This window comes from Chryseobacterium sp. CH25 (assembly GCF_004119455.1).
Lineage (GTDB): Bacteria > Bacteroidota > Bacteroidia > Flavobacteriales > Weeksellaceae > Chryseobacterium.
The window spans coordinates 1,049,602-1,075,576 of the sequence record NZ_NRQT01000001.1; the positions used below are offsets into that span (position 1 = coordinate 1,049,602).

At 36.4% G+C, this 25,975-nt stretch carries 20 protein-coding genes and 1 pseudogene; 10 read left to right on the forward strand and 11 right to left on the reverse strand.

The annotated features are described in order from the left end of the window. Positions 1-4: 4 nt before the first annotated feature. Positions 5-1,111, reverse strand: coding sequence for an NAD(P)/FAD-dependent oxidoreductase (locus BOQ64_RS04625; protein WP_129058232.1), 1,107 nt, complete (start codon positions 1,109-1,111; stop codon positions 5-7). Positions 1,112-1,281: 170 nt separating this feature from the next. Then, positions 1,282-2,631 carry an AAA family ATPase gene (locus BOQ64_RS04630; protein ID WP_129058231.1) on the reverse strand — a complete coding sequence of 450 codons (1,350 nt, stop codon included), beginning with the start codon at positions 2,629-2,631 and terminating at the stop codon, positions 1,282-1,284. A 116-nt stretch (positions 2,632-2,747) separates the two neighbouring features. Between BOQ64_RS04630 and BOQ64_RS04635 the strand changes: the two genes are divergently transcribed. From BOQ64_RS04635 to BOQ64_RS04650, 4 genes are all read left to right on the forward strand, one after another. Next, positions 2,748-3,650 (forward strand): ABC transporter ATP-binding protein, encoded by a 903-nt coding sequence (locus tag BOQ64_RS04635; protein ID WP_129058230.1) that lies wholly within the window; start codon positions 2,748-2,750, stop codon positions 3,648-3,650. Between the two features lie 2 nt (positions 3,651-3,652). Continuing rightward, a complete protein-coding gene (locus tag BOQ64_RS04640; protein ID WP_129058229.1) occupies positions 3,653-4,498 on the forward strand; it encodes an ABC transporter permease in 846 nt (281 codons plus the stop codon). A 100-nt stretch (positions 4,499-4,598) separates the two neighbouring features. Beyond that, positions 4,599-5,243, forward strand: a complete 645-nt coding sequence (locus BOQ64_RS04645; RefSeq protein WP_129059646.1) for a hypothetical protein — start codon at positions 4,599-4,601, stop codon at positions 5,241-5,243. Positions 5,244-5,245: 2 nt separating this feature from the next. Continuing rightward, on the forward strand, positions 5,246-5,905 hold the full coding sequence (locus BOQ64_RS04650) for a hypothetical protein (protein WP_129058227.1): 660 nt from the start codon (positions 5,246-5,248) through the stop codon (positions 5,903-5,905). A 33-nt stretch (positions 5,906-5,938) separates the two neighbouring features. Here the strand turns inward: BOQ64_RS04650 and msrB are convergent, their stop codons facing one another. From msrB to BOQ64_RS04670, 4 genes are all read right to left on the reverse strand, one after another. Next, positions 5,939-7,039, reverse strand: a complete 1,101-nt coding sequence (msrB, locus tag BOQ64_RS04655) for a peptide-methionine (R)-S-oxide reductase MsrB (RefSeq protein WP_129058226.1) — start codon at positions 7,037-7,039, stop codon at positions 5,939-5,941. A 17-nt stretch (positions 7,040-7,056) separates the two neighbouring features. Next, positions 7,057-7,506 carry a DUF417 family protein gene (locus tag BOQ64_RS04660; protein WP_129058225.1) on the reverse strand — a complete coding sequence of 150 codons (450 nt, stop codon included), beginning with the start codon at positions 7,504-7,506 and terminating at the stop codon, positions 7,057-7,059. An 81-nt stretch (positions 7,507-7,587) separates the two neighbouring features. Beyond that, positions 7,588-7,857: a hypothetical protein gene (locus BOQ64_RS04665; protein WP_129058224.1), complete on the reverse strand. Its 270-nt coding sequence runs from the start codon at positions 7,855-7,857 to the stop codon at positions 7,588-7,590. A gap of 2 nt (positions 7,858-7,859) precedes the next feature. Further along, entirely contained in the window at positions 7,860-8,411 is a 552-nt protein-coding gene (locus BOQ64_RS04670) for an RNA polymerase sigma factor (RefSeq protein ID WP_129058223.1), read from the reverse strand. Between the two features lie 550 nt (positions 8,412-8,961). On the opposite strand from BOQ64_RS04670, the gene alaS reads away from it, so the two are divergent. The 6 genes from alaS (at position 8,962) to BOQ64_RS04700 (ending at position 19,474) form a co-directional block, all read left to right on the forward strand. After that, a complete protein-coding gene (gene alaS, locus BOQ64_RS04675) occupies positions 8,962-11,565 on the forward strand; it encodes an alanine--tRNA ligase (protein ID WP_129058222.1) in 2,604 nt (867 codons plus the stop codon). Positions 11,566-11,754: 189 nt separating this feature from the next. Continuing rightward, complete coding sequence (locus tag BOQ64_RS04680) at positions 11,755-13,230, forward strand: alkaline phosphatase PhoX (protein WP_129058221.1); 1,476 nt, start codon at positions 11,755-11,757, stop codon at positions 13,228-13,230. A gap of 64 nt (positions 13,231-13,294) precedes the next feature. Beyond that, a complete protein-coding gene (locus tag BOQ64_RS04685; RefSeq protein ID WP_129058220.1) occupies positions 13,295-15,109 on the forward strand; it encodes a cytochrome-c peroxidase in 1,815 nt (604 codons plus the stop codon). Positions 15,110-15,323: 214 nt separating this feature from the next. Further along, positions 15,324-17,720 (forward strand): DUF5686 family protein, encoded by a 2,397-nt coding sequence (locus tag BOQ64_RS04690; RefSeq protein WP_129058219.1) that lies wholly within the window; start codon positions 15,324-15,326, stop codon positions 17,718-17,720. 41 nt (positions 17,721-17,761) lie between these two features. After that, positions 17,762-17,998 carry a hypothetical protein gene (locus BOQ64_RS04695; protein ID WP_129058218.1) on the forward strand — a complete coding sequence of 79 codons (237 nt, stop codon included), beginning with the start codon at positions 17,762-17,764 and terminating at the stop codon, positions 17,996-17,998. 6 nt (positions 17,999-18,004) lie between these two features. Then, the gene (locus tag BOQ64_RS04700; RefSeq protein ID WP_129058217.1) at positions 18,005-19,474 is read left to right on the forward strand and encodes a M20/M25/M40 family metallo-hydrolase; all 1,470 of its coding nucleotides are present in this window, start codon (positions 18,005-18,007) and stop codon (positions 19,472-19,474) included. Between the two features lie 365 nt (positions 19,475-19,839). On the opposite strand, the pseudogene ilvA reads toward BOQ64_RS04700, so the two are convergent. The 5 genes and pseudogenes from ilvA to ilvD form a co-directional block, all read right to left on the reverse strand. Next, positions 19,840-21,101 (reverse strand): annotated as a pseudogene (ilvA, locus tag BOQ64_RS04705) (threonine ammonia-lyase IlvA). A gap of 12 nt (positions 21,102-21,113) precedes the next feature. Further along, positions 21,114-22,160, reverse strand: a complete 1,047-nt coding sequence (gene ilvC, locus BOQ64_RS04710) for a ketol-acid reductoisomerase (protein ID WP_129058216.1) — start codon at positions 22,158-22,160, stop codon at positions 21,114-21,116. 40 nt (positions 22,161-22,200) lie between these two features. Beyond that, positions 22,201-22,482, reverse strand: coding sequence for an ACT domain-containing protein (locus BOQ64_RS04715; protein ID WP_129058215.1), 282 nt, complete (start codon positions 22,480-22,482; stop codon positions 22,201-22,203). A 14-nt stretch (positions 22,483-22,496) separates the two neighbouring features. Beyond that, positions 22,497-24,218, reverse strand: coding sequence for a biosynthetic-type acetolactate synthase large subunit (gene ilvB / locus BOQ64_RS04720; protein WP_129058214.1), 1,722 nt, complete (start codon positions 24,216-24,218; stop codon positions 22,497-22,499). Between the two features lie 11 nt (positions 24,219-24,229). Next, positions 24,230-25,906 carry a dihydroxy-acid dehydratase gene (gene ilvD / locus BOQ64_RS04725; protein WP_185147059.1) on the reverse strand — a complete coding sequence of 559 codons (1,677 nt, stop codon included), beginning with the start codon at positions 25,904-25,906 and terminating at the stop codon, positions 24,230-24,232. Between the last annotated feature and the right edge of the window lie 69 nt (positions 25,907-25,975).

A 25,975-nucleotide genomic window follows, 5' to 3' on the forward strand; every position in this document is an offset into this window, starting at 1 on the left:
GTATTTAAATCATAATGGTAATCATCTCACCAACTTTAGGAGCCAATGCTACTCCCATTCCGGAAAGTCGTACAGTACAAAGCTGTCTTTCTGAAAGTCTTTTTACGATTGGTGTTTTTTCACTTCCCATCGCCATAATTCCCGACCAGCGGAGAGCGATCTTAAATTCCTGATTAGGAAGAATAACTTCTTTTAAAAAATTTTCAAGATGGTTCTGAAGAAATTCTGTGGTTTCAAAAGCTGTTGTTTCTTCAGTTTTAAAATCCTGATTTCTTCCACCGCCCAATAAAACACGGTTCTCTAAGTTTCGGAAATAATAAAATCCTTCATCATAATGGAAGGTTCCCTTTAATTTTAAATTATCTATAGGTTCAGTTAAAAGAATTTGTCCACGGGCTGGAATTATATTTTCATTTTCCAGAAATTTTGAACTGAAGGCATTGGTACAATGGATTAATTGATCTGATTTTACAGAAACCCCTTCTGAAAAACAAATATTCACCTCATCGGAAGTTTCCTCTATATTTTTGACTTCAATTCCAAACAGAAACTCAACCTTCAATTCATGACATTTTTCTAGAAGCTTCTGTAGCAGTTTTCCGGAATGTAAACTTCCTTCACATGGATTTTCAATCAGAAACTGAGATTTCCCCAGTCTAAATTCATTTATTTTGTCCTGTTGTAAAGAATAAGTTTCTTCAAGCCCGGTTACAGATTTAAGTTTGGCATTTACTTCATTTATATGTTGCAGAGATTCATCACTATTCAATATTTCATAACCACCGCTTAACTCAAAGTCTATTTCATCGCTTTTAAAATACTTCCTGATTTTTTGAAGTCCTTCAAATCTCATTCTGACAAGATCCAATGTTTTTTCCCAACCCATTTTCTGAGCATCGGCAATCACTTCTGTGAGGCTTCCAAAGCATGCAAAACCGGCATTTCTTGTGGAAGCACCTAATGGAACTGCATTTCTTTCTATAATCAATATAGATTTTTCAGGAGATCTTTCTTTAATGGAAATAGCCGCCCAAAGCCCGGAAAATCCGGCTCCTATAATGACAATATCTCGTTTACGGTAAAAGGTTTCCTGTTCCCAAATGCTGATCATGAGTAATGAGTAATTAGTGATGAGTAATGGATGAAAATAAAGGCATAAAACGAAGAGATAATAGACGGATAGATGATAGACAAGGCAGCTTATTATATCATTATAATTTCAGCTATTGATATCCTAAGATTACATAACTCGCATCCCGAACCTCGTACTTCGTATCCCGCCTACTCTTCCTTCTCGTCGTTATGATGAAATCCGATTGCTCGTCTAGGTTCTTCTACCACTTTATAGGTTTCCAGCTCATTTCTTAAAGCTTGAATTCTAAACTGAAATTCATCAAAATTATTAATGATAACATCTGCTAAAAACCGGGCCACCTGATCGAGATATTCCTCGGTGAGTTTTGCTGCAGCATCTCTTAATGCACCATTAATAAGCTTCTGGTCAATTTTAAGCTTTTCATTTCGGGTTCTCTGATAAAGGTTTTTGATTCTTTTCTTTAGGCTTTGGGTAAAATCAATCAGCATCGTATTACTGAAAGCTTTCATTCTTGAAGAAACTTCATGCCAGAAAGGAACTTTATCTGCTTTATTATTTTTCAGGATTTTATACAGTAAAGAGTCTTCCTGAAGCCCTCTCGTCATAGCATATAAGATAATTTCTGAACGCTCTGAAGCATTAGGCGGAAATATTGGAATCATCACATCGAATCTTCCCGGAGCCAGAATTTCCTCATCAATTTCTGATACAGAATTTGCGGAACCAACCATCAATACTCCTTCTTTTTCAAATTTTCCGATATAATGGAGAATAAGTTCCTGAGCTTCAAGGTTACAGGATGCAATATCATTATCTGCTCTCCTCTGCATCATAATTTCATCAAAATCATCCATGAAAAGGAGCATTTTATTTTCCTTCATCATGTTTAAAATAAAGTCACTGAAATTGATCTGATTTCCGTCAATTAATGAAGTACCCAAATAGTGTTTTTTCACTTCCTTGAACTGATAGCCTATAATTTCTGCAATTTTATTGGCCCAGAAAATCTTACCGCTTCCAGGTGGACCATAGAGAATAATACCTGCCGGTTTATTGATTCCCCAATCTTTAATCTGCTGAGGATTTAAAAAGGGTTCAAGAACCGCAGATGTATAGAAAAACAAATCTCTATACCCTATAAAATCTCTTTGCTGTAAGCTGGTTGTATGCCCGAAATAGTTGTATACAAACTGATAATTTCCCCCCAGTTTATTATCAATACCATAACTTGAAATGGAAGATTTGAAAAAACCGTTATCAAAAATATTAAGGTTATTATCTTTAATTGCTTTTTCTACTTTTTCCTTCGGCTGATTGATAACTTCTGCAATCTGCTCCAGGGTTTTATTTTTGTCCAGATCCTTTTCGTACAGCCTTAAAAAATCTACATTTTCACGAGCAAATTTTTCAAAATCTTCTTTTACTTCAAAGTTTGTACTTACACAGTCTACCAATTCAAGATCAAAGTCCTGTATAAACTGTTTTATAGCTTCTGCAGAGATATTCAGTTCTTCTGCGAGTTCAATTAGCTTCATAACTGTTGATTAATTCTATCAAATTTAATGTATTTGTACATAAATTAATATTGATTTATGATAATTCTGTAACATTCTCTATTTTATATAGACTACTACTATGTAAAACAAATTACATGGAAAAGATTTTATCAGTAAAAAATTTGACGAAGAAATTCAAAAGAGTTGTGGTCAACAATATTTCTTTTGATGTCGAAAGAGGAAATGTTTATGGCCTTTTAGGTCCGAACGGAAGTGGGAAATCCACTACTTTCGGAATGCTGCTTTCAACCATCAATCCTACCAGCGGAGACTGGTTTTGGTTTGGAAAAAAAGGAACTGATCCGGATACCTTGAAAAAAATCGGAGCGATAATCGAGCAGCCTAACTTTTATCCATATTTAACTGCAGAAACCAATCTTAAAATTGTCGCTGAAATTAAGCAAACCCCTTATTCAAGGATTGACGAAGTACTTAAGATCGTTAATCTGTATGAAAGAAGAAAAGATACTTTCAAAACTTTTTCTTTGGGAATGAAACAGCGTCTTGCCATTGCATCAGCAATGCTGAACAATCCTGAAGTGATGATTTTAGATGAACCTACCAACGGATTAGATCCTGAAGGAATCATTCAGATCAGAGAAATCATCAGCAATATTGCCAAACAGGGAATTACCATAATCATTGCAAGCCATCTTCTGGATGAAATTGAGAAAATCTGCAGTCACGTGATTGTATTAAAAGAAGGAAATTCCATTTATTGTGGAAGAGTGGACGAAATGACTTCCAACAACGGATATTTCGAACTGAAAGCAGATAATAACACATTGCTGTTAAATGCTCTTAACGAGCTTCAGTGGTTCTCTTCCATCAATCAGGAAGGTGATCTTATTAAAGCCCAGATCCGTGATGACGCTTCTGTTTCAGCTTCGGCAATGAATCAGAAACTGGCAGAAAAAGGAATCTATCTTTCCCATTTGACCAAGAAAAAGCTATCTCTTGAATCTCAATTTCTTGAACTTGTAAAAAACACCAATTAATCATGATAAAATTATTAAAACTGGAATACTATAAAAACCTGAACTATAAGCCGTTTAAGGTTTTTACGATACTCTATTTCGCCATTCTTATTGCGTTGCTTTTCATTGGATTAGTTGACTTTGATATTTTTGGAGGAACAATTAATTTAAAGGAACAAGGGATTTATAATTTCCCGGAAATCTGGAATTTCACCACATGGATTGTTGCTTTACTGAAAATTTTCCTGGGATTAATCATTGTCTTCTCCATTTCACAGGAATTCAGCAACCGAATGTTTAAACAGAATACAATTGATGGATTAAGCAGAAAGGAATTCATCACTTCAAAATTGTTGACGATAAGTATTTTCACTATTGTTTCAACAGCCATTGTATTGGGAATTACTTTGTTTCTGGGATATCAATACTCGAACACAACGGAATCTACAAAGGTTTTTGCTGAGATTTTCTTTATTGGAAATTATCTGGTAAAACTATTTACATTCTTCTGTTTCCTCATGTTCCTTTCCATTTTGTTGAGAAAATCTGTCTTTGTATTTCTTGCTCTCTTTATTTTCTGGATTGGTGAGGGAATTTTAAAGGCTCTTGAAGTCTATTCAAAAGTAAAAGGAATGCAGGGACCACAAAGAAATGAGGTTCTTCAGAATGATTTTTTCATTTCGCATCTTTTACCATTGGAAAGTATGTCCAACCTTATTCCTAACCCGATGATCAGACTGGATATGGCCAAAATGATGGGGCTAAAATACGAGTTCCATTACCCTACGGAAAGCCTTATCGCTTGCCTGGTATGGTGTGCTATTTTTATATTCGGATCGTATTGGATTTTGAGAAAAAGGGATTGGTAGATGGCAATATTTAGAATTAAAATATTTAAATTATTTTTTAAGTGGTTCGTATTCGGATCACTTTTTTTTGGCTTAAAATTTTCATTCGGTATTCTCAAAAATGAACCATGAAAAAATACACTACGTACCTGGATTAATCAGTGCTATATTAATTCCTCTCCTATTCTGGTATTACGGAAATCAAAGGGTTCACCCTCAATATACAGTGATGGATCTGGGAATACCTAGTAAAATCAGACCCGAAAATACTTTCCAAAATACTTTCGAACCTTATAGAAATTGGAATTACAAGAAAATTGTAGTTAAACCTAATACAGCTATTCAAAACCAAAAAATTTATATTTCTGAACTTAAAGAATTGCAGGCAAGAAATGAGAAAGAATCAGGCATTGAATTTATAATCAATGATGATAATAGTTATCAGGATTTCATTGCCCTTATTGACGCTATGATCCTTTCCAAACAGGATATGTATGGCGTTGATATAGAAAAAACAGGCCATTTTTTTGCTGTTCATGAATACAAAGATCCTAATACAATAGAAAACGTTCATTACTCCTCTTGTGGAACTGGGTTGTATATGGATAATTATAAAGAAGAAACTCAGTACAAAGGCTTTGATCAATTAAAATCTTTCGCAGAACTTCCCAAGCAGTCTTTTTATATGATTTTTGGTTTTCTTTTATTTATAAATATTTCTATGTTGAGTATTAAAGAAAATTTTCAATTTAATAGAAAAGGATGAGCATGAAAAAGATATATTACTTCCCAGGTCTTATCAGTGCTTTGGTGATTCCTGTTCTATTTTGGCATTTTGGAAACCGAAAAATTGAAGAAATCACCACTTCAGTGATTGATATTGGAATTCCTGCCAAATCAATGAAAGACAAAAGCAATTATAATGATCATCTCGAATCTATAAGAAATTTTAATCTAAAAAAAATAGAGGTTCCGGCTGGTAAAGGAAAAGAAAATTCGGCTTTATATGTTTCAGAAGTAAAAGCATTGCAAAAAAGAAATGAAAGAAATACCGGCATTGAATTTATTCTAGGAAAAGAAAACACCTATGGAGATCTTGTTTCTCTTCTTAATGATATGGCTATTTCAAAACATGAGGAATATGCTTTGGATATGGAGAAAACAGGAAATTTTCTTGTTCCTTTTACTTATTTAGATCCTTTAGCAGAACCTTGTTTGCTTTGTGGTGATCGTGTAGAAGTAATAGACCACGGTTCAATTGTAGATGAGCTTATACCCGAACCTAATATTTTTGATAAGATTCAATACTTTCTGACTCATCTGACTAAGGAGGCTTATTTTCTGATATTGGGATTTCTTATCCTCTCTTACTTTTCAATATTAAGTTTTAAAGAAAGATATCAACTCTTCAGATACACATTAAAATAAAAGGCTGCCACATGGCAGCCTCTTTCTTTCAATTTACTTTTTATCTAACAACGGAAGATATTTTCCGTATCCTTTGCTTTCCATTTCCGCTTTTGGAATAAACTTCAGGGAAGCACTGTTGATACAGTAACGAAGTCCTCCTTTATCCTGTGGTCCGTCTGTAAAAACATGTCCTAAATGGGCATCACCAGTTTTACTTCTTACTTCTACCCTTGTCATTCCGTGGGTGCGATCCATTTTCTCATCAATCAGACCTTTGGTAATGGGTTTTGAAAAGCTTGGCCATCCACAGCCTGATTCAAATTTATCTGTTGAGACAAACAAAGGTTCTCCTGTTGTAATGTCTACATAGATTCCTTCACGGGTTTCATTCCAGTATTCATTTTGGAAAGGTCTTTCCGTTCCGTTTTCCTGAGTTACATTGTATTGTTCTGCCGTTAGCTTTTGCTTTAAAGCCTTTTTATCCTGCTTTTGGTAAGTAGTTGCCTTAGGAAGTGGGTTGGCTTTTTTTGCCATTTCAAAAAGTCCCGGTTCAATGTGACAGTATCCTCCCGGATTTTTATCCAGATAATCCTGGTGATAGTCTTCAGCCTTGTAGAATTTTTTTAAAGGAACAGTTTCTACCACTACAGGCTTGCTATATCCTTTTGCCAGCTTCTGAACTTCATTTCTTACAACGGTTTCATCAGCATTATCTGTGTAATAAATCCCTGTTCTGTATTGATCACCCCTGTCATTTCCCTGTTGGTTAAGACTTGTAGGATCTATCGTTTTAAAATAAAGATCAATCAATAATTTCAAATCCACCTGTTCAGGATCATATTTTACTTTCACTGTTTCTGCAAAACCTGTTGTGTGGCTTACCACTTCTTCATAGGTAGGATTTTGAGTTTTCCCGTTGGCATAGCCCACTTCTGTTCCTACAACGCCACGAATTTGTTGAAAGAAATGCTCTGTTCCCCAAAAACATCCGCCCGCAAAATAAATTTCCCTTACGTTTCTATTATCCATAATTTCCTGTTTTTCTTCTTTTACGTTTGTTTCGACGGGCTTATTCTTTTTAAAAAGCCCACTCTCTGTAGCAAAAACTGCGATACCCAGAATAATCCCGAGTACAATTAATATATTTTTCATATTTAGCTTTTTATTCATTATTTCTTGGTTTGTAAAATCATTAATCCAAATCCTAAAAGCATTAAATCCTTTAAAATAAAGAAGTCTGTTACTGGTACACCGTCTACCACTTTCCACATTCCCGGAGTCGTAAACAGATAGCTTAATGTCACCAGAAAAGTCACTATCATTCCTATTCCGGCGTATCTTTTCAATACAGCAAATTTCGCACTAAATATCAACAGTAAAGCAATGATAATTTCTATCACTCCGATAAGGTTTGACACTGTCTGAACACTCATTACTTTATATACGAAAAAGGTTAAGAAATGGTTTTCTACCAAAGGTTTTATTGCTGAAGCTTCAGTGGGAGTGAATTTGAAGATTCCAATCCAAAGTAAGATGAGTGCCGCGCCGAAAAGAGAAATATAATACCCCAGAGTATACGCTGACTGATTTTTGCCTGATGTTTGTCCTGTTCCTGTCATTTTTTTAGATTTTGAATGAATACTTTTATTGTTTTTCAAAAGTATAGTCGGAACAGTTTCAAAATCCTGACAAAATTTTTCTTAGAAATTTAATTTATCTATCATTTTATTTTTAAAATCCTGAATTTCAGATTCATTAATCTCAACATCCTTTTCTGTAATGGTCTTTTTAAAGATCTTATCCAGCATGGCTAATTTTTCATTGTACATCCTGCAAAACTTACAGATCATCAGATGCATGCTGAGTTTTCTATTTTCTTTAGCTGAAATAGATTGGGCGTTGCGTTTTTCCATTAATAAAGTAGCTTCACTGCATGGTAAAAACAATATATGTAGGATTCTTCTTATCATCTCTATACTTTTGAAAACCAGTTAAACTCCAGACATTCTCTCAATTGCATCCGGCTTCTTTGAAGGATCTTCCAAAGGTTAGTCGTAGAAACATTCAATTCCTGACTCACATCAGGTGCTTTTTTTTCTTCGATATAATACATTTTCAGTAAAATTTTCCATCTGGCAGGCAATTCTTCAATACATTCTTCCAGGGTTTTATTAAAATCAGAATTATCCAGAAGTTCAGCTTCCGTTGAAACATTCCAGTCATTTAGAACATCACTATTCTTCCATGAGCCTGTTTCATCAAAAAAGTGATCCAGTTTTACATTGGGTTCTGATTTATATTTTTTCCGATAAAAGTCCGCCACTTTTCTCTGAAGAATAGACATCAGCCAGGTTAATGGCTGACTTTTTCCTTCAAAAGAATCATAATTGGAAAAGGCTGCAATAAAAACATCCTGAACTACATCCTGAGCATCTTCTTTATTGGAAAGCATGTACAGAGCCTTCTTCAGAAGCGGTCCCGAATATTGATCTATCCAGCTTTTCAGCTCTTCATCTTTAGTCATTTACTTTAATTCAAATTTAATAGAAAAGGATTAGCACATCTTTACGGTTGTCAGCAAATATAATGCAACAATAAAAAAAAGGGTATAAATTATTGTAAAGAATAATGCCCAGTATCCAATATCTTTTTTTCAAGCTTTAAACTCCAAATGGAGAAAATCCAATTGATAATAAGAACAGGAATCATAAGATAAATACAGAAATTCATCAATACAGATATTGCAGAATCAGGAATAGATTCTTTAAAAAAACATACTAGAAAAAACAAAATAGGATACGCAATTGTAATTCCAATTACCCATTGAGCTAATATTTGTGCTTTTGTTTTCAATTGATCTCAAATATTTCCAGAAAGGTAAATAAAATTTTCAAATCCTGTATTTTCATTATGAGATTCCTTTGTTACTCTGATCTTTGCAAAGACTTTTACAATATTACATACTTTACGTTTTTGCACCATTCAAAACATAGCATAAAATTATTACAAATCGCTTAAAAATCTTAAATTTGCATCTTATCAAAATTTGATATTAAAAAAGCAAAAGCAATACTATGACATCACAAGAGATACGTCAAAAATTTTTAGACTATTTTAAAAGTAAGGAGCACTTAATCGTTCCTTCAGCTCCTATTGTGCTGAAAGACGACCCTACCCTTATGTTTTCCAACTCAGGAATGACGCAGTTCAAGGATTTTTTCCTTGGCTACAAAACCCCTACGGCCCCAAGAATTGCCGATACACAAAAGTGTTTAAGAGTTTCAGGAAAGCACAATGATTTGGATGATGTAGGTAGAGATACTTACCACCACACCATGTTTGAAATGTTGGGGAACTGGTCTTTCGGGGATTACTTCAAAAAGGAGGCTATTGCTTTTGCCTGGGAATTACTGACTGAAGTATACGGAATACCAAAGGAAAATTTATATGTAACGATTTTCGAAGGAGACGCATCTGAAAACCTAAACAGAGACCAGGATGCTTATGATTTCTGGAAATCTCACATTGCAGAGGATAGAATCATCAACGGAAATAAGAAGGATAACTTCTGGGAAATGGGTGCAAGTGGACCTTGTGGACCTTGTTCAGAAATCCATATCGATTTAAGAACTCCGGAAGAAAAAGCTAAAGTTTCCGGTTTGGAATTGGTGAACAACGATCACCCTCAAGTGGTGGAAGTTTGGAACCTGGTTTTCATGGAATTTAACAGAAAAGCAGATGGTTCTCTGGAAAAATTACCTGCTCAGCATGTAGATACAGGAATGGGCTTTGAACGTCTTTGTATGGCGCTTCAGGGAAAATCTTCCAACTATGATACTGATGTTTTCACTCCGCTGATTGCGAAGGTTGAAGAACTTTCAGGAAAAAAATATACCGGAATTTTAGAGGATGAAAAAGACATTGCAATCCGTGTAGTTGTCGATCACATCAGAGCGGTTTCTTTTGCAATTGCAGACGGACAATTACCTTCAAACGGAGGGGCTGGTTATGTTATCAGAAGAATTTTGAGAAGAGGAATTTCTTATTCTTATCGATTCTTAGATATGAAAGAACCTTTCCTTTACAAATTGGTTGCTGTTCTTCAGGAACAAATGGGCGCATTCTTCCCTGAGCTGAAAAAGCAAGGAACTTTGGTAACAGAAGTTATCAAAAGTGAAGAAGATTCATTCTTAAAAACTATTGAAAACGGTCTGATCAGAGTTGATAAATTAATTCAACAGACAATCACTGATAACTTGAAAGTATTACCAAGCGAAGAGGTTTTTGAATTGTATGATACATATGGTTTCCCTGATGACTTAACTAGAATTATCGCTGAGGAAAAAGGATTGACGATTGATGAAGAAGGATTCAAAGCTGAAATGGAAAAGCAAAAGCTTCGTTCAAAAGCGGATTCTGCTCAAAAAGTATACGACTGGGTTATTGTAGAAGAAAAAGACGAAAATTTCGTAGGATATGACCAGATTGAATCTGAAACTTATATCACAAGATACAGAAAGGTAGAAAATAAAGACGGAGAATTTTACCAGGTGGTATTAAGCAACTCTCCATTCTACCCTGAAGGTGGTGGACAGGTTGGAGACAAGGGTGTTCTTGAAAACGCTGCAGAAAGCTTCGAAGTATTGGAAACTAAAAAAGAAAATGGTTTGATCATTTCTTTAATTAACGGCCTTCCAAAAGATGCAAGTGCTGTTTTCTATGCTAAAGTAAATGCTACTGACAGAAAGAACTCTCAGGCTAACCACTCTGTAACTCACCTTTTACACGAAGCTTTAAGAGATGTTCTTGGAACTCACGTAGAGCAGAAAGGTTCTTACGTAGGCCCTGATTATCTGCGTTTCGACTTCTCTCACTTTAATAAAATGACTGAAGAAGAAATTGCTTTAATTGAAGAAAAAGTAAACCACAAGATCAAAGAAAGCATTGCATTACAGGAATTCAGAAGCATTCCGATTAAGGAAGCTTTGGAAAAAGGAGCAATGGCTTTATTTGGTGAAAAATATGGTGACAATGTGAGAATGATTCAATTCGGAAGCTCTAAGGAACTTTGTGGTGGAACTCACGTGAAAAACACCAGCGAAATCGGTCTTTTCAAAATTACTTCTGAAGGGTCTGCAGCTGCAGGGATCAGAAGAATTGAAGCTATTTCAGGAGATAAATCTGAAGAATATTTCAAGAATCTTGAACAACAGATTATTGAGCTTTCTCAATTGCTGAAGTCTAAAGATGTGGTAAGATCTATCGAGAAATTAATTGAGGAAAATGCTTCATTAAAAGCTGAGGTAGATGCCTTTAAAAAGGAAAAAGCAAAAGGAGAAATCGGTGACTGGAAGAATGCTTATGAGCAGAAAGGTAACAAACAGTTATTAGTAAAAAAGACTTCTCTGGATGCTGGTTCTGTTAAAGATATTGTATTCCAGTTGAAGAGAGAGATCCCAACTTCGGTAACGATCATTCTTTCTGATGCGGATGGTAAACCAATGATTACTGTTGGTGTTTCTGATGATCTGGCAGCAGATTATCAGGCAGGAGCTATTGTAAAGGATCTTGCTAAAGAAATCCAAGGTGGTGGTGGTGGAAATCCCGGTTTTGCTACAGCAGGTGGTAAAAACCTTGACGGATTAGAAAACGCTTATCAGAAAGCTTTGAATATTTAAAAAAATATTTCAACATATTGAAAACTCCTGGATTGTACAATTCAGGAGTTTTTTATTTATAAGCATTCTAATTATTGACTATTTCTTAACAAATCTTTACATAATCTTAAACTATTTGTTTTCTCCCCGTAAAGTCTAATTAACACTAAGCCTTTAGTTTTGTCATAATCGAAACTTAAAAAAATAATTATGAAAATTAATAAAACTATTGGGGCTTTAGTCTTTGCTGCACTTGTTTTTCAAGGTTGTAACGATGACAATAACGGGAATGGCAACACTCCTAATGATAAAGTCAAAATTGAAAACTTTTCCAAAGAGCCCGCTTTTGTTTACGGGATGACTGGTTTTGAAAATTTAAATATTACGACGCTTATCTCCAGTTCTGATGTTCTTCCTGGTTCTCCTGATTTCGTTTTCGGAGGACAGCCGGATGGAATGGGAATCATGAAAGATCCTAAGTCTGACGGTTATCTGATGATTACCAATCATGAGATCAAGCAATCCGTATCAAGAGTATATCTGGATAAGACTTTCAGACCTGTAAAAGGAGAATATATTTTAAATGGAATTGGTGGGATGACAAGATTATGTTCTGCTACCTTGGCTACCCCTGAAACTCACGGTTTCAGTGCATTCCTTACCGCAGGAGAATCGGGTGAAGAAAGTATGGTTCATGCTTTAGACCCTTTGTCACCAGCGTCTCAGGCATCCGATAAAACCAGAGTAAAACCGGCTTTAGGAAAAGCTTCTATGGAAAACGCAGTTCCACTTCCTAAGGATGTTTCTAATGGTAAATCATATATCTTAATTGGTGAAGACCAGTCCTACTCTTCTTCTCATCAGTCTGCAGGACAGCTGATCATGTATGTAGCAGACACTCAGGGAGACCTGAACAATGGTAAATTATATGCCCTGAAAAGAACCAATAACAACTATACCGAAACGGATATGACGAAAGGAAGCAGCTATGACGTAGAGTTTGTGGAGATTCCTAACGCTAAAAACCTTACCGGTGCTCAGATCAATCAGAAAAATATTGATAATAATGCCATCCGTTTTTCAAGAGTTGAAGATGTAGATTACAGAAAAGGAGCCGGAAAAGGAAGAGAGATCTATTTTACAGCTACCGGAGAATCTTCTGATGGTCTAAATCCAAAACCGGGATTAACAATGTGGGGAAGAGTTTACAAACTTGTCCTTAATTCCAGCAATATGCTTACAGGAAAATTAGAAGTAGTGGCAGAAGGAGATTCTAATCCAGGCAATAACCTGATTAATCCTGATAATTTATGCGTAACTGAAAACTATGTTTACATCCAGGAAGACGGAGATTCATATTACAAAGCTGCCAACCATGATTCTTATATCTGGCAACTGAATATTGCAACAAAGCAATATAAACCATGGCTGAATATGAGACATAACAGAGGTAATGATGCATGGAATAAAGCCTATAACCAATCTGGTGATCTTCAGAAATACGGTTCATGGGAATATGGAGCAATGGTTGATATTTCTGACATCATCGGAGTTCCTAATACATTTACCATTAATATTCACTCTCACACATGGCAGTTGGATAAATTTATAAACCCTGACGGTTCCGGAGTCAACTTCAACAAAGAAGGTGGGCAAATTGTAATTATCAGAAACGTAGAAAAATAGTTTTAATTACTCCATATCAATCAAAGTATCAACAGAAAATCTCTGTTGGTACTTTTTCATACTTATGAAGAAACTTTCAAAATATCCAATCCTTCTTCTTTTATATTCTGCAGCAACACTTCTTGTTCTTTCATATTGTAAAGGAGAAAAGCAGCAGCCTGTATATGAAGATCTGGGTTCTGTAAAAAGCAGGATCATCAACACGAATACTGATTTTGAAAAACAGATCAATGAACTGAAAACCCTTGTTTCTAAAGACTCTGATGAAAAAATTCTTCAGGAAAGGTTTGAAAACATCAGAAAGACCTACAAAAAGATGGAATGGGCTATAGAATACTTCCTTCCTCACTCTGCCCGGTTCATTAATGGGCCTGCTCTTCCTGAAATAGAAATGGACGAACATACAGAAATAGACCCCGAAGGACTGCAGGTTCTGGAAGAGCTGTTTTATCCTTATCAGAAAGAGAATAAAGATGAGGTAAACAGAATGCTGAACAAGCTCATCAATAAAAGCAATACTATAAAAACCAATTTCCAGGTTATTACCGTAAGTAGAGATCAGGTATTTGATGCTTTGAGACAGGAAGCTTTCAGAATTTCCAGTCTGGGGATTTCAGGTTTTGACACTCCTATTTCTGGCACCTTTTTAAAGGAAATACCTTCTGCCCTGGAAGGTATCAAAGAAACTTTGGAACAAATATCAACTGACAGATCTAAAGATAAGGCTCTGAAAAGTATTGCATCAGAGATTAATTCTGCGATTGAAATTCTGAAAAAAAATACAGACAAGAATACATTTGACTATATAAACTTTATACCGGATCATCTCAATAAAATCACTGCGCTGATGCTTGATTTTAAAAATCAGGAAAAAATCCCGGATGTAGAAGTAACAACTGCTTTAAACAAAAATGCCGCTACATTTTTCTCTAAAAATGCTTTCAACCCTAATGCCTTTACCCCAGGAAAGGAATATGCTTTTTCTGAAGAAAAGGCTGCTCTTGGTCATAAGCTTTTTAATGATAAAATCTTATCAAATAACAACAGCCGCAGCTGTGCAACCTGCCACATTCCTGAAAAAGCGTTTACTGATGGGCTTGCCAGATCTATGTCACTTGAAAATTCTGAACTTTCAAGAAATACACCTTCTCTCAACTATGCAGGGTTTCAGCATGGTCAGTTTTGGGATATGAGAAAAGATGATCTTGAAGGGCAAAGCTCAGATGTAATCTCCAATAAAGAAGAAATGCATGGTGATTTAAATGTTATTCTTGCCAAAATTAATCAGGATAAAAATTACCAGACTGCATTTAAAAAGATTTATCATTCACAGAAGACTGAGGTATGGCAGCTTCAGAATGTATTGGCCAGCTATATCCGTTCTCTGGCAAAGTTCAATTCTGATTTTGATGAATATATGCGGGGAAATAAATCGGCAATGACAAAAAGCCAAAAACAAGGGTTTAACCTCTTTGTAGGAAAAGCTCAATGTGCCATATGCCATTTTATTCCGTTGTTCAATGGTACTGTTCCCCCTACTTTCAAAAAAACAGAACAGGAAGTATTAGGAATTGCTACCAATGGAGAAAATAAAACATTTGACAATGACCTGGGGAGAGGAAAGTTTCATGAGACAGTAGCCACATTGCAGCATTCCTTTAAAACGCCTACTCTCAGAAATAGTAATAAGACGGCTCCTTATATGCACAACGGAGGATATAAAACACTGAAAGAGGTAATGAACTTTTATAATAAAGGAGGTGGAAAATCTTTCGGATTTAAAGTAGAAAACCAAACACTTTCTGATGCCCCGCTTCAGCTCACCGAGCATGAAATAGATGATATTATTGAATTTATGAAAGCTTTGGATGATCAGTAAACAATATGAAGAAATAAAAAAGCTCCTGAATAAATTATTTCAGGAGTTTTTTTATATGAAAATTTCATGAATTTAAAAAAGTTGACCTGTCATCAAAATTAAAACCTGATCTTTTAGAAAACTGCATATCTATCTTAGATTAAATCAATGTTATACTGTGTTAAAAACTTTTCTACCACAATAAATATTATTAATTTTGACATAGTTTTTTTACATGAAAAGGGGTTTACAGTTATTATTTTTCCTAATGTGCTTTTTGGGATATGCACAACTTAAGATTAAAGTTGTTGACGGTTCCAATCAAAAGCCTGTTTCTAATGCCAAGATTTTCTGTGGCAATACTATTCTTGGCTATACCAATACCCAGGGAGTTCTCGAGTTTAAAACAGGATGTAAAAATATAGAGGTAGAAGCAGAAACATATCAAAACGGAACAACACCTGTAGAAAGCAGCATGGAGATTTCTCTGAGTAAAAAACCTTCAAAAACCACCAATATAGAAACAGTAGTTATTGAAGACAAAAGTGACCCAAGAGCTCTGGAAATCTTAAAAAAGGTGAACAAACTTTTCAATGAAAACTCTCCTAAAAGCTTAGGTTCTTACGCTTATAAATCTTACGAAAAAATTTCTCTTGATATTGATCAGGACAGCCTTACTCAGTTCAATCAGTATTTTAATGATTTAAATTTCTTCAAGAAAAAAAGGGAAAAAGACTCGTTGAATAACATCAGTGCAAGAAAAATATTTGCAAAAAGTAAGCTCTTCCTTTGGGAAAGAGCCCAGGAGTTTTTATACTCTAAAAAATATGGTGAAAAGATTAATATCCTTGATAACAGAATTTCAGGGCTGAAACAGCCGGTTTATGAAATGATTGCCCTTCAGCAAAGTAACAGGGATATTGTTCCGGAACAGATAAAGCCTGAAAACAGAGGACTTTACAGATATTTCCTTTCTGACACCATAGAACTTAACGGAAGAAAGAACTTTGTGATCCGCTTCCGTGAAGTCAACTATAAAAACCCTGATAAAAAGAGAAAATACACCGGAGCCATCTATATTGATACAGATACTTACGGAATCAAAAAAATTGAGAACTTCAGTAAAAACAAGAACGACGGAATTATTACCAGTACCTGGATTTTTTATAATAACAAATGGTTCCTTGCCCATGAAACCACCAAACTTAAAATGGGAAAAATGGCAATGGATGATAAGGAACACGCCGATAAAAAGGATAAAAAAAGCTTCGGAACTTATGCCTTTCTTACTTCCAAATATTTTGATTTCAAGTCTCCTATTGAAGAAAAGGCTAAAGATTTCAAAGGATATACTTTTGATGTAAAAAGCATTGACGGGCATTCACTGAATCAGTACAGAACAGAACCGCTTACCGAAAGAGAACAGAATACTTATAAAACCATAGACAGTCTTGGCAAAAAGTATAAAATTGACAGCAAAGCACAGATTATTTCCGGATTGCTTAACGGGCAGATCAGAGTAGGTGCGGTAGATTTTGCGGTAGATGAAATTGCCAATTATAATTCCTATGAAGGATTCAGACTGGGATTAAAGGCTAAGATCAATGAAAATTTCAATCCTTATTTCTCTCCTGATTATTATTTCGCTTACGGAGTAAAAGACAGAAGATGGAAATACGGGATGGGAATAGATATCAAAACAACTTTGGATAAAAACTCATTCTTCAGATTTGATTTTTATGATGATGTAACGGCTTCAGGAGAATTTTACAGAAGACTATGGAACTTCAAAATGAGAATGATGAATTTCGGGAATAACCTGAATAATGACAAGTATTTCCACTTCAAAGGAGCCTCAATATCTTATCTGAATGATGTAACGAATGGTCTTACTCTTGCCCTTGCTGTAAGAAGAAATATTGAAGAAGCCCAGTTTGATTATCAGTTCAGGGATGGCGGATCATCATTCAAGAATTTCAACACCTTATTTACATTGAAATATTCTCCGAATTCTACCAATATTATGACACCACAAGGAAAATCCCTGATCGATCAGAAATATCCGGAGTTATATTTCAATTATGAACAGAGTTATAAAATGGCGGGCGGAAGTTTCAATTATTCCCGTTTTGATGCCCTTTTTGTACATAATTTTAAGACACCAATCGGAACAACAGGTTTCAGGCTATATGGTGGAGTTGTTTTAGGAGAAGCTCCGATTTGGAAGAATTTTACAATGAACGGACTTGCCTCTCCGGGTAAAGATTTTAATTTTAACCTTACTTCATTCCTTGGTTTTGCTACTCTGGAAGGTGGAAAATATTACAACGATAAATTTGTTGCCTACTATTTCACTCACAAACTGCCTTTGTACTTCAAAAGCTTCGGACACAATGTTTCCAGCTTTGATTTTGTACTGCGCGGAACGATTGGTGATATGAAACATCCTGAATACCATCAGTTCAAATTTAAAAAACTAGATCACCTGTATCAGGAAGTGGGATTGGAATGGAATAACTTCCTTTCCAGCTATTTCAACCTGGGATTATTCTACAGAGTGGGTTATTATGCTACTCCACATTTCAAGGAAAATTTTGCCATCCAGTTTAAATTAAAATTCCTGGAATTTTAATCCCCATTATTACTCAAAACATACATTATACCTATAAAAATATGCAAAGAATAGAAATAAAAGCCGAAGCCTTTTTTGAATTATTAAAATTAAAAGATACTTCCATGTGGGCTATTTTCTCACAGATGATTGATGGAAATGAAAAAGAAATCATATTTTTAGATAACGAAGATAAAATCCTTTTCAACTATATTTTACCAACCAATGCTGAAAAATTGGAAGAAGACAGAAAAGAGTTTTCCAAACAGTTTGCTGAGAAACTTGGCAGCTTAAATTAAAAGCCAATGAATAAGAATTATATTTTTTCCTTACTGGGTCTTTTTTTATTCAGTATCGGAAATGCTCAGAGCTATAAAAAGCCACTGGTATCAGCCATTAAAGAAACTGATCTCAGAAAAGATATGTATGAATTGGCAGCAGATCAGTTCTGGGGCCGTGAAGCAGGAACTTTAGATGAGTTAAAAGTATCCATGTGGCTGGCAGATAAGGCTAAAGAGGCAGGAATGAAACCTGCAGGCGATAATGGTACTTTTTTCCAGTTTTTTGATATGTACAGACATCAGACTACTCCACAAAGCAGTCTGAAAATTGGAGATACTCAATTAAAACTATGGAAAGATTTCCTTGTAGCAGAACCTGTAAATGCTTCTGTAGATGCAGAAATTGTATATGCCGGAAATACAGAGCCTGAGGATCTTGCCAAACTGAATCTTAAAGGAAAAGTACTGGCTATAAATGCTTCTGACAAGAATATTGACAAGGAAATGACTCTTTTTGTAAGAAGATATCCCGGATTTGTAAGAACAAAATACTATAACAAAGCTACCGAACTGGGTGCAAAAGCTATCATCTTTATCACTGATGATATTTCAGACAAAAGCTGGGTAGAAGTACTTCCTCAAATGACCAGAGGTACTTATGGTGTAGAAGGATTAAGAGAAAAGATCACGAATAATATTCCTGTTATCTGGATTAAAAGAGAGAATGCCAACTGGGTAAAAAACAATCCTAAAGTAGCTCTTAACCTGATGACTGAGACCTACAAATACCCTTCCGTAAACATCATCGGGGAAATTGAAGGTACGGACCCTGTTCTTAAAAAAGAATATGTCTTATTAAGCGGACATCAGGATCATGACGGAATCAGACATCCTGTAAAGAACGATACCATCTACAACGGTGCTGATGACAATGCAAGTACCTGCGTTGCAATGCTGGCTATGGCAAGGGCTTACAAAAAACAGCCTGGAAAAAGAAGTATTCTGTTTGTTTTCCATGGTGCTGAAGAAAGAGGATTATTGGGTTCAAGATGGCATGCTGCTCATCCTGTAGTTCCCAAAGAAAATATTGTAGCGGTACTGAACGGTGATATGATCGGAAGAAACGATAATAATGAAGCCGCTTTATTGGGTGGAAATGCTCCGCACAAAAACTCTGAAGAGCTTGTAAAGATGGCTGAAGATGCCAATAATGAAAGTACAAAATTCAAATATTTAAAAGATTGGGATTCTCCGAATCATGCTGAATATTTTTATTTCAGAAGCGATCACCTTCCTTATGCTAAAGTGGGTATTCCGGCAGTGTTTTTTACGAGCGTACTGCATGACCAGTATCACACTCCACAGGATGAATCTGAAAATATCAACTATAAAAAGCTGTATAAAATGACAGAATGGATGTACAGAACATCATGGAAAGTAGCCAATGAAGCTGAACGTCCGAAAGTAATTTCGAATTTTACGCTTGAAAGATAAAAGAAAACTCCGGCTCACGAATGTGAGCCGGAGTTTTCTTTTAGTAATGCCACGAATGCACGAATATTTTTAGTTGAGTACTATCATTCTCTTCTTATATAAACATCAACATAGTGTTTTTGTCGTTCCGTAGGAATCTCAACTTCGATATTGTCATATATAATAGTATAGATTCCTCCGGAATGACAAACAGGAAGCTAGAAGGCTAATAATTCCCAGTTAATAAAATGGTTTTAAGCTTTTTTAGCTACAAAATTTTATGCACTTATATGGTTATTTTTTTAACCACATAAATACATAGATTAATTACAGCCATTATTTTATTCGTGCATTAGTGGCTAATAAAATGTGGATGTATTTTCAAACTAAATCAGCAGATTCATCAAAGAAGGATCATTATTGAGGTAGTTGACAAAAAATCCTGCTTTTTCATCTTGTCCATCAAAGGAGTGAAATCTTCTTTTTGTTTCAGGGCAATTCCTACTACTGCAATTCCTTTTTCTTTTGAATTTTTCTGAGTATATTCAAAAAAAGTAATATCATCATTCGGTCCCAACACATCCATTACAAAGGTTTTCAATGCTCCTGGCCGCTGTGGAAACCTGACCAGAAAATAGTGTTTTAAATTGGCATACAGTAAAGCTTTTTCTTTGATCTCTTCCATTCGGGTAATATCATTATTGCTTCCACTGATAATACAAACTACATTTTTCCCTTCTATCTGATCTTTATACTTTTCTAAAGCAGCTACAGAAAGAGCACCTGCTGGTTCTACCACAATAGCATCTTTATTATATAAGGAAAGAATGGTTTCACAGACAAGTCCTTCTTCTACTGTAACTACATCGTACAAAGTATTTTTACATAACTCAAACGTAAGATTTCCTACCTGCTGTACAGCAGCACCATCTACAAAGCGACTGATCTTTTCAAGATGCACGGGTTTGCCATTTTCCAGAGCCTTTTTCATGCTTGCTGCCGCTGAAGGTTCTACACCAATGATTTTGGTTTGAGGAGATAATTCTTTAAAGACGGAGCAAACACCTGCTGCTAATCCACCACCACCGATGGGTACAAAAAGATAATCAATAGATTCTTCCGACTGTTCAAGAATCTCCAATGCTGTTGTTGCCTGTCCTTCAATGATCGCAGGATCATCAAACGGGTGAATGAATGTTCCGTTATTTTCATTACAGAACCTCATCGCAGCATCTTTTGCTTCATCAAAAGTGTCTCCATGCAAAACAATATCAATATAGTCTCCACCAAACATCCTAACCTGTTCCAGTTTTTGTCCAGGTGTGGGTAAAGGCATAAAAATAGTTCCTTTAACTTCCATGGTATTGCATGCAAAAGCAACTCCCTGAGCGTGATTACCAGCGCTGGCACAAACAATTCCTCTGGAAATATCCTCTCTTGTCATGGTTGACATTTTGTTATAAGCCCCACGAATTTTATAAGATCTTACCCTTTGCAAGTCTTCTCTTTTAAAATGTACCTGAGTATTATAAATTCCTGATAAATTATTGTTAACAGCCAATGGCGTTCTGACACACACATTTTTAAGTCTTTCTGCTGCTTTATAGACATTATCCAACACGGATAAATAGGTTTCTCCCGTCCTCATTGTTCTTTTTTATTAATTATTCTCAGGTCTCAGGCTTCGTACCGTTTTTCCTGCTTGCCACATTTCGCTTTCTCTTAATTCAGTTAATTCAACCTCCAGCTTTTCTCTGTAATCGGGTTTACTGTTGCTGTCGATAGACCTTTGTGCTTCATTTCCTGCAGCAACATTATCATACAATTCCTCAAATAAAGGAGAAGTGGCATCTCTGAAACGCTTCCACCAGTCTAAAGCTCCCCTTTGTGCTGTTGTACTGCAATTCGCATACATCCAGTCCATTCCATTTTCTGCTACCAATGGCATCAGTGACTGGGTAAGTTCTTCAACGGTTTCATTAAAAGCCTCTGACGGACTATGCCCATTTTTTCTTAATACATCATATTGTGCAGCAAATATTCCCTGTACGGCTCCCATCAAGGTTCCTCTTTCTCCGGCAAGGTCACTGTATACTTCTTTTTTAAAGTCGGTTTCAAATAAATATCCGCTTCCTATGGCAATTCCAAGGGCTGTTACTCTGTCTCTTGCTTTTCCTGTAGCATCCTGGTAAACGGCAAAGCTGCTATTTAATCCTCGATCCTGAAGGAACATTCTTCTTAATGAAGTACCCGATCCTTTTGGAGCTACCAAAAACACATCTACATCAGCCGGAGGAACAATTCCTGTACGCTCATTAAAGGTAATTCCGAAACCATGAGAGAAATACAGAGCTTTTCCGGGAGTAAGATGTTGCTTAACTTTTGGCCAGTATTCAATCTGTGCAGCATCACTCAAAAGGTAACAGATGATGGTTCCTTTTTCCAAAGCTTCTTCAATTTCGAATAAGGTTTCACCCGGTATAAAACCGTCTGCTACTGCCTTATCCCAGGATTTAGAATTCTTTCTCTGTCCTACGATCACATTAACTCCGTTATCTTTCTGGTTCAAGGCCTGTCCTGGTCCCTGTACTCCATAACCAATTACGGCTACTACTTCATCTTTTAATACTTCCTGAGCTTTATTTAGCGGAAACTCTTCTCTTGTTACTACGTTTTCTTCTACTCCTCCGAAATTTAATTTTGCCATTTTCTATAATTTTATTTTGTTGTTTATTTTAATTTTATGTTTAGCTAGCATATTCTATTGCTGTGAGGTATGGATTTTTATGATAATGAACCTCCAAGACATCTATTTGTTTTTCCATTTGTCTGGTGATCTTCTGAACAGATTCTTCTGTTTCTCTGATGGTAATCACAAACTTTTTTACATTCTCAGTTTCAGACGGTCCCATATTAAAATGGGTGATAGAAATCCTCCGTCTTGAAAAAATAGCATTGATTCTGCTCATAAGCCCCAAACAATCCTCTGTATAGGCTGTTATGGTGTATTCTTTATTTTCTGTTCTCATTTCTGTTGATTTTATTATTTATGATTCAATACAATTTCTGAAACACTTTTTCCCTGGGGAATCATCGGAAATACATTGTGTTTTTTCCCTGTCATCACCTCCAGCAGAAAGGCACCTTTATGACTAAGCATTTCCTCTAACCCTTCTTTCAAATCTTCTCTCTGAGCAACTTTTCTTCCCGGAATATGATATCCGTTTGCCACCTGAACAAAATCTGGGCTCTGAATGTCTACGGAAGAATACCGTTCTTCATGAAAAAGTTCCTGCCACTGTCTTACCATTCCCAGATAGCTGTTGTTCAGAATTAAAATTTTAACTTCTGGGTGATACTGCATGATCGTTCCCAACTCCTGGATATTCATTTGTGCTCCTCCATCTCCCATTACTGCAATAACAGGAAGATTGCGTTCTCCGTAAACCGCTCCTATTGCTGCAGGAAGGCAGAATCCCATTGTTCCCAATCCACCACTTGTAACATTAGTTCGGGAATGTTGGAAGTTGGAATATCTGCACGTGATCATCTGATGCTGTCCTACATCTGTTACAATCACCGCTTCTCCTTTAGTCATTTCATTAAGACATCTGATCACTTCTCCCATGGTCATTTCTTCTTCATTGGGATACAGTTCTTCGTTAATGAGGTTGATGCTTTCTACTTCCAGACAGTCTTTAAACCTTTGATGCCATTCCGAATGTTTTCTTTTTTGAATCAATGTGGTAAGAATCGGTAAAGTCTCTTTACAGTTTCCAAGAACCGGAACATCTGCCTTTACATTTTTATTGATTTCTGATGGATCAATGTCAAAATGAATAATCTTAGCCTGTTTAGCATACTGATCCAGCCTTCCGGTCACACGGTCATCAAAGCGCATTCCCACGGCAATCAGCACATCACATTGATTGGTAAGAATATTGGGTCCATAATTTCCATGCATCCCTACCATTCCTACTGCATGTGGATGGTCTGTAGGTAGAACTCCCATTCCCAAAGCTGTCCATGCTACCGGAACTCCTGATTTTTCTGCGAATTCTAAAAACTCCTGCTCTGCTTTTCCAAGCATAATCCCCTGTCCGGCAATGATAAAAGGACGCTCTGCTTTATTAATAAGTTCTGCTGCCTGTTCAATATGTTCCAGTGACGGTGTAGGATCTGGTTTATAACTTCTTAAAGAATGACATGGAAAATATCCATTGTATGCAACTTTCTGCAACTGGGCATTTTTCGTCACATCAATAAGCACTGGTCCTGGGCGTCCAGATTTTGCGATATAAAATGCTTTAGCTAGCACTTCAGGAAGCTCATTAGCATCTGTCACCTGATAATTCCATTTGGTAACAGGACTTGTGACATTCATAACATCTATTTCCTGGAAGGCATCTGTTCCTAAAAGATGTTCAAATACCTGTCCCGTGATGCATACCAACGGAGTATTGTCTAATAAAGCATCCGCTAAACCTGTCACCAGATTGGTTGCACCCGGGCCACTTGTTGCCATCACTACGCCTACTTTCCCGGAAACTCTGGCTAATCCCTGTGCTGCATGTACCGCTGCCTGTTCATGACGAACAAGAATATGTTCCAGTTGATCTTTGTAATCATAAAGCGCATCGTAAATGGGAATGATAGCACCACCAGGATACCCAAAAACTGTTTTCACCCCTTCCTGAAGAAAGGCTTCAAGAATAATCCGGCTTCCGCTCAGTTCTGTAGCTGTTGATTGATTTAAATTCTTCATAGTATCTGATTTTAAATTTCATCCGTTACACAGCCTTCAGCGGCGGATGATACGGTTAATGCATATTTGTAAAGCAATCCTTTTTTCACTTTTAAAGCAGGTTTTTGCCAGCCTTGCTTTCTTTTTTCAATTTCTTCTTCTGAAACTTTGAGCTGTATGGTATTGTTTACAGCATCAATTTCAATCAGGTCATTATCTTCTACAAAAGCGATTAATCCACCTTCATGAGCTTCAGGAGTGATGTGTCCTACAACAAAGCCGTGAGTGCCACCACTGAATCTTCCATCTGTAATTAGAGCAACACTGCTTCCCAGTCCTGCACCAATCAAAGCACTTGTTGGCTTCAGCATTTCCGGCATTCCGGGAGCGCCTTTCGGACCTTCGTTACGAATTACAATGACATCTCCATGTTGTACCGTTCCGTCTTCAATTCCTTTGATGAGGTTCTTCTCGCCATCAAATACACGGGCTTTTCCTACGAACCGTTCTCCTTCCTTACCTGTTATTTTAGCAACACTTCCCTTTTCGGCAAGGTTTCCATATAAAATTCTCAAATGTCCGGTTGGTTTAACAGGGTTTGATAATGGTCTTATAATCTTCTGAGTATTAAAATCTAATCCTTGTACATGTTCCAGATTTTCAGCTAATGTTTTTCCGGTAACGGTTAAGCAGTCACCGTGCAACAGTCCTTCTTCTAACAGGTACTTCATTACTGCAGGTATTCCTCCATGCTCATACAGGTCCTGCATCAGATATTTTCCACTAGGCTTAAGATCTGCTAACATAGGTGTACAATCGCTCATGGTTTGAAAATCATCCTGAGTAATAGATACTCCTACACTTTTGGCCATTGCAATAAAATGAAGAACCGCATTGGTACTGCCTCCTAACACAACAATCAGACGGAGTGCATTTTCAAAAGCTTTACGGGTCATGATATCTGAAGGTTTGATATCTTTTTCCAAAAGGATCTTCAGATATTTTCCTGCTTCCAGACATTCATTTTGTTTTTCTTTGCTTAAGGCCGGATTGGATGACGAATACGGAAGGCTCATTCCCAATGCTTCTATGGCAGATGCCATCGTATTCGCTGTATACATTCCGCCACAGGCACCTGCACCGGGACAGGAATTTTTAACCACTCCATCAAAATCCTCTTCTGAGATTTCTCCTGCAATCTTTTTTCCTAAAGCCTCAAATGCAGAAACAATATTCAAAGTTTCACCTTTGTAACAGCCTGGAGCAATAGTTCCGCCGTAAACCATCAGTGAAGGTCTGTTCAGTCTTCCCATCGCGATGATTGTTCCCGGCATATTCTTGTCACAGCCTGGTAAAGCGATAAGTCCGTCATAATACTGGGCTCCACAAATCGCTTCAATACTGTCAGCAATCACATCCCGGCTTACCAGTGAATAGCGCATCCCATCTGTTCCGTTGCTCATTCCGTCGCTTACTCCAATGGTGTTAAAGATCAACCCTGCCAGTCCATGATCCCATGTTCCTTTTTTGACGACTCTGGCCAGATCGTTGAGGTGCATGTTACAGGTATTTCCATCGTATCCCATACTTGCAATCCCGATCTGTGCTTTGTGCATATCTTCTTCTGTAAAGCCAATTCCGTATAACATGGCTTTTGCCGCTGGCTGCTCACTGTTTTGTGTGAATGTTTTTGAATATTTATTTAACATATTTTCCTGCATTTGCTGATCTTCCAGTCTGTTTAAGTGATTCTTTTTTCTTTAATTTTGGTTCAAAAC

Coding starts and splice junctions, on each gene's coding strand:
- BOQ64_RS04650 (WP_129058227.1), top strand. CDS start 5,246: ATGAAAAAGATATATTACTTCCCAGGTCTTATCAGTGCTTTGGTGATT.
- BOQ64_RS04660 (WP_129058225.1), bottom strand. CDS start 7,506: ATGACAGGAACAGGACAAACATCAGGCAAAAATCAGTCAGCGTATACT.
- BOQ64_RS04645 (WP_129059646.1), top strand. CDS start 4,599: ATGAACCATGAAAAAATACACTACGTACCTGGATTAATCAGTGCTATA.
- BOQ64_RS04695 (WP_129058218.1), top strand. CDS start 17,762: ATGCAAAGAATAGAAATAAAAGCCGAAGCCTTTTTTGAATTATTAAAA.
- BOQ64_RS04680 (WP_129058221.1), top strand. CDS start 11,755: ATGAAAATTAATAAAACTATTGGGGCTTTAGTCTTTGCTGCACTTGTT.
- BOQ64_RS04670 (WP_129058223.1), bottom strand. CDS start 8,411: ATGACTAAAGATGAAGAGCTGAAAAGCTGGATAGATCAATATTCGGGA.
- BOQ64_RS04640 (WP_129058229.1), top strand. CDS start 3,653: ATGATAAAATTATTAAAACTGGAATACTATAAAAACCTGAACTATAAG.
- BOQ64_RS04685 (WP_129058220.1), top strand. CDS start 13,295: ATGAAGAAACTTTCAAAATATCCAATCCTTCTTCTTTTATATTCTGCA.
- BOQ64_RS04625 (WP_129058232.1), bottom strand. CDS start 1,111: ATGATCAGCATTTGGGAACAGGAAACCTTTTACCGTAAACGAGATATT.
- BOQ64_RS04690 (WP_129058219.1), top strand. CDS start 15,324: ATGAAAAGGGGTTTACAGTTATTATTTTTCCTAATGTGCTTTTTGGGA.
- BOQ64_RS04630 (WP_129058231.1), bottom strand. CDS start 2,631: ATGAAGCTAATTGAACTCGCAGAAGAACTGAATATCTCTGCAGAAGCT.
- BOQ64_RS04665 (WP_129058224.1), bottom strand. CDS start 7,857: ATGATAAGAAGAATCCTACATATATTGTTTTTACCATGCAGTGAAGCT.
- ilvC (WP_129058216.1), bottom strand. CDS start 22,160: ATGGCAAAATTAAATTTCGGAGGAGTAGAAGAAAACGTAGTAACAAGA.
- msrB (WP_129058226.1), bottom strand. CDS start 7,039: ATGAAAAATATATTAATTGTACTCGGGATTATTCTGGGTATCGCAGTT.
- ilvB (WP_129058214.1), bottom strand. CDS start 24,218: ATGAAGAATTTAAATCAATCAACAGCTACAGAACTGAGCGGAAGCCGG.
- BOQ64_RS04715 (WP_129058215.1), bottom strand. CDS start 22,482: ATGAGAACAGAAAATAAAGAATACACCATAACAGCCTATACAGAGGAT.
- ilvD (WP_185147059.1), bottom strand. CDS start 25,906: ATGTTAAATAAATATTCAAAAACATTCACACAAAACAGTGAGCAGCCA.
- BOQ64_RS04700 (WP_129058217.1), top strand. CDS start 18,005: ATGAATAAGAATTATATTTTTTCCTTACTGGGTCTTTTTTTATTCAGT.
- BOQ64_RS04635 (WP_129058230.1), top strand. CDS start 2,748: ATGGAAAAGATTTTATCAGTAAAAAATTTGACGAAGAAATTCAAAAGA.
- alaS (WP_129058222.1), top strand. CDS start 8,962: ATGACATCACAAGAGATACGTCAAAAATTTTTAGACTATTTTAAAAGT.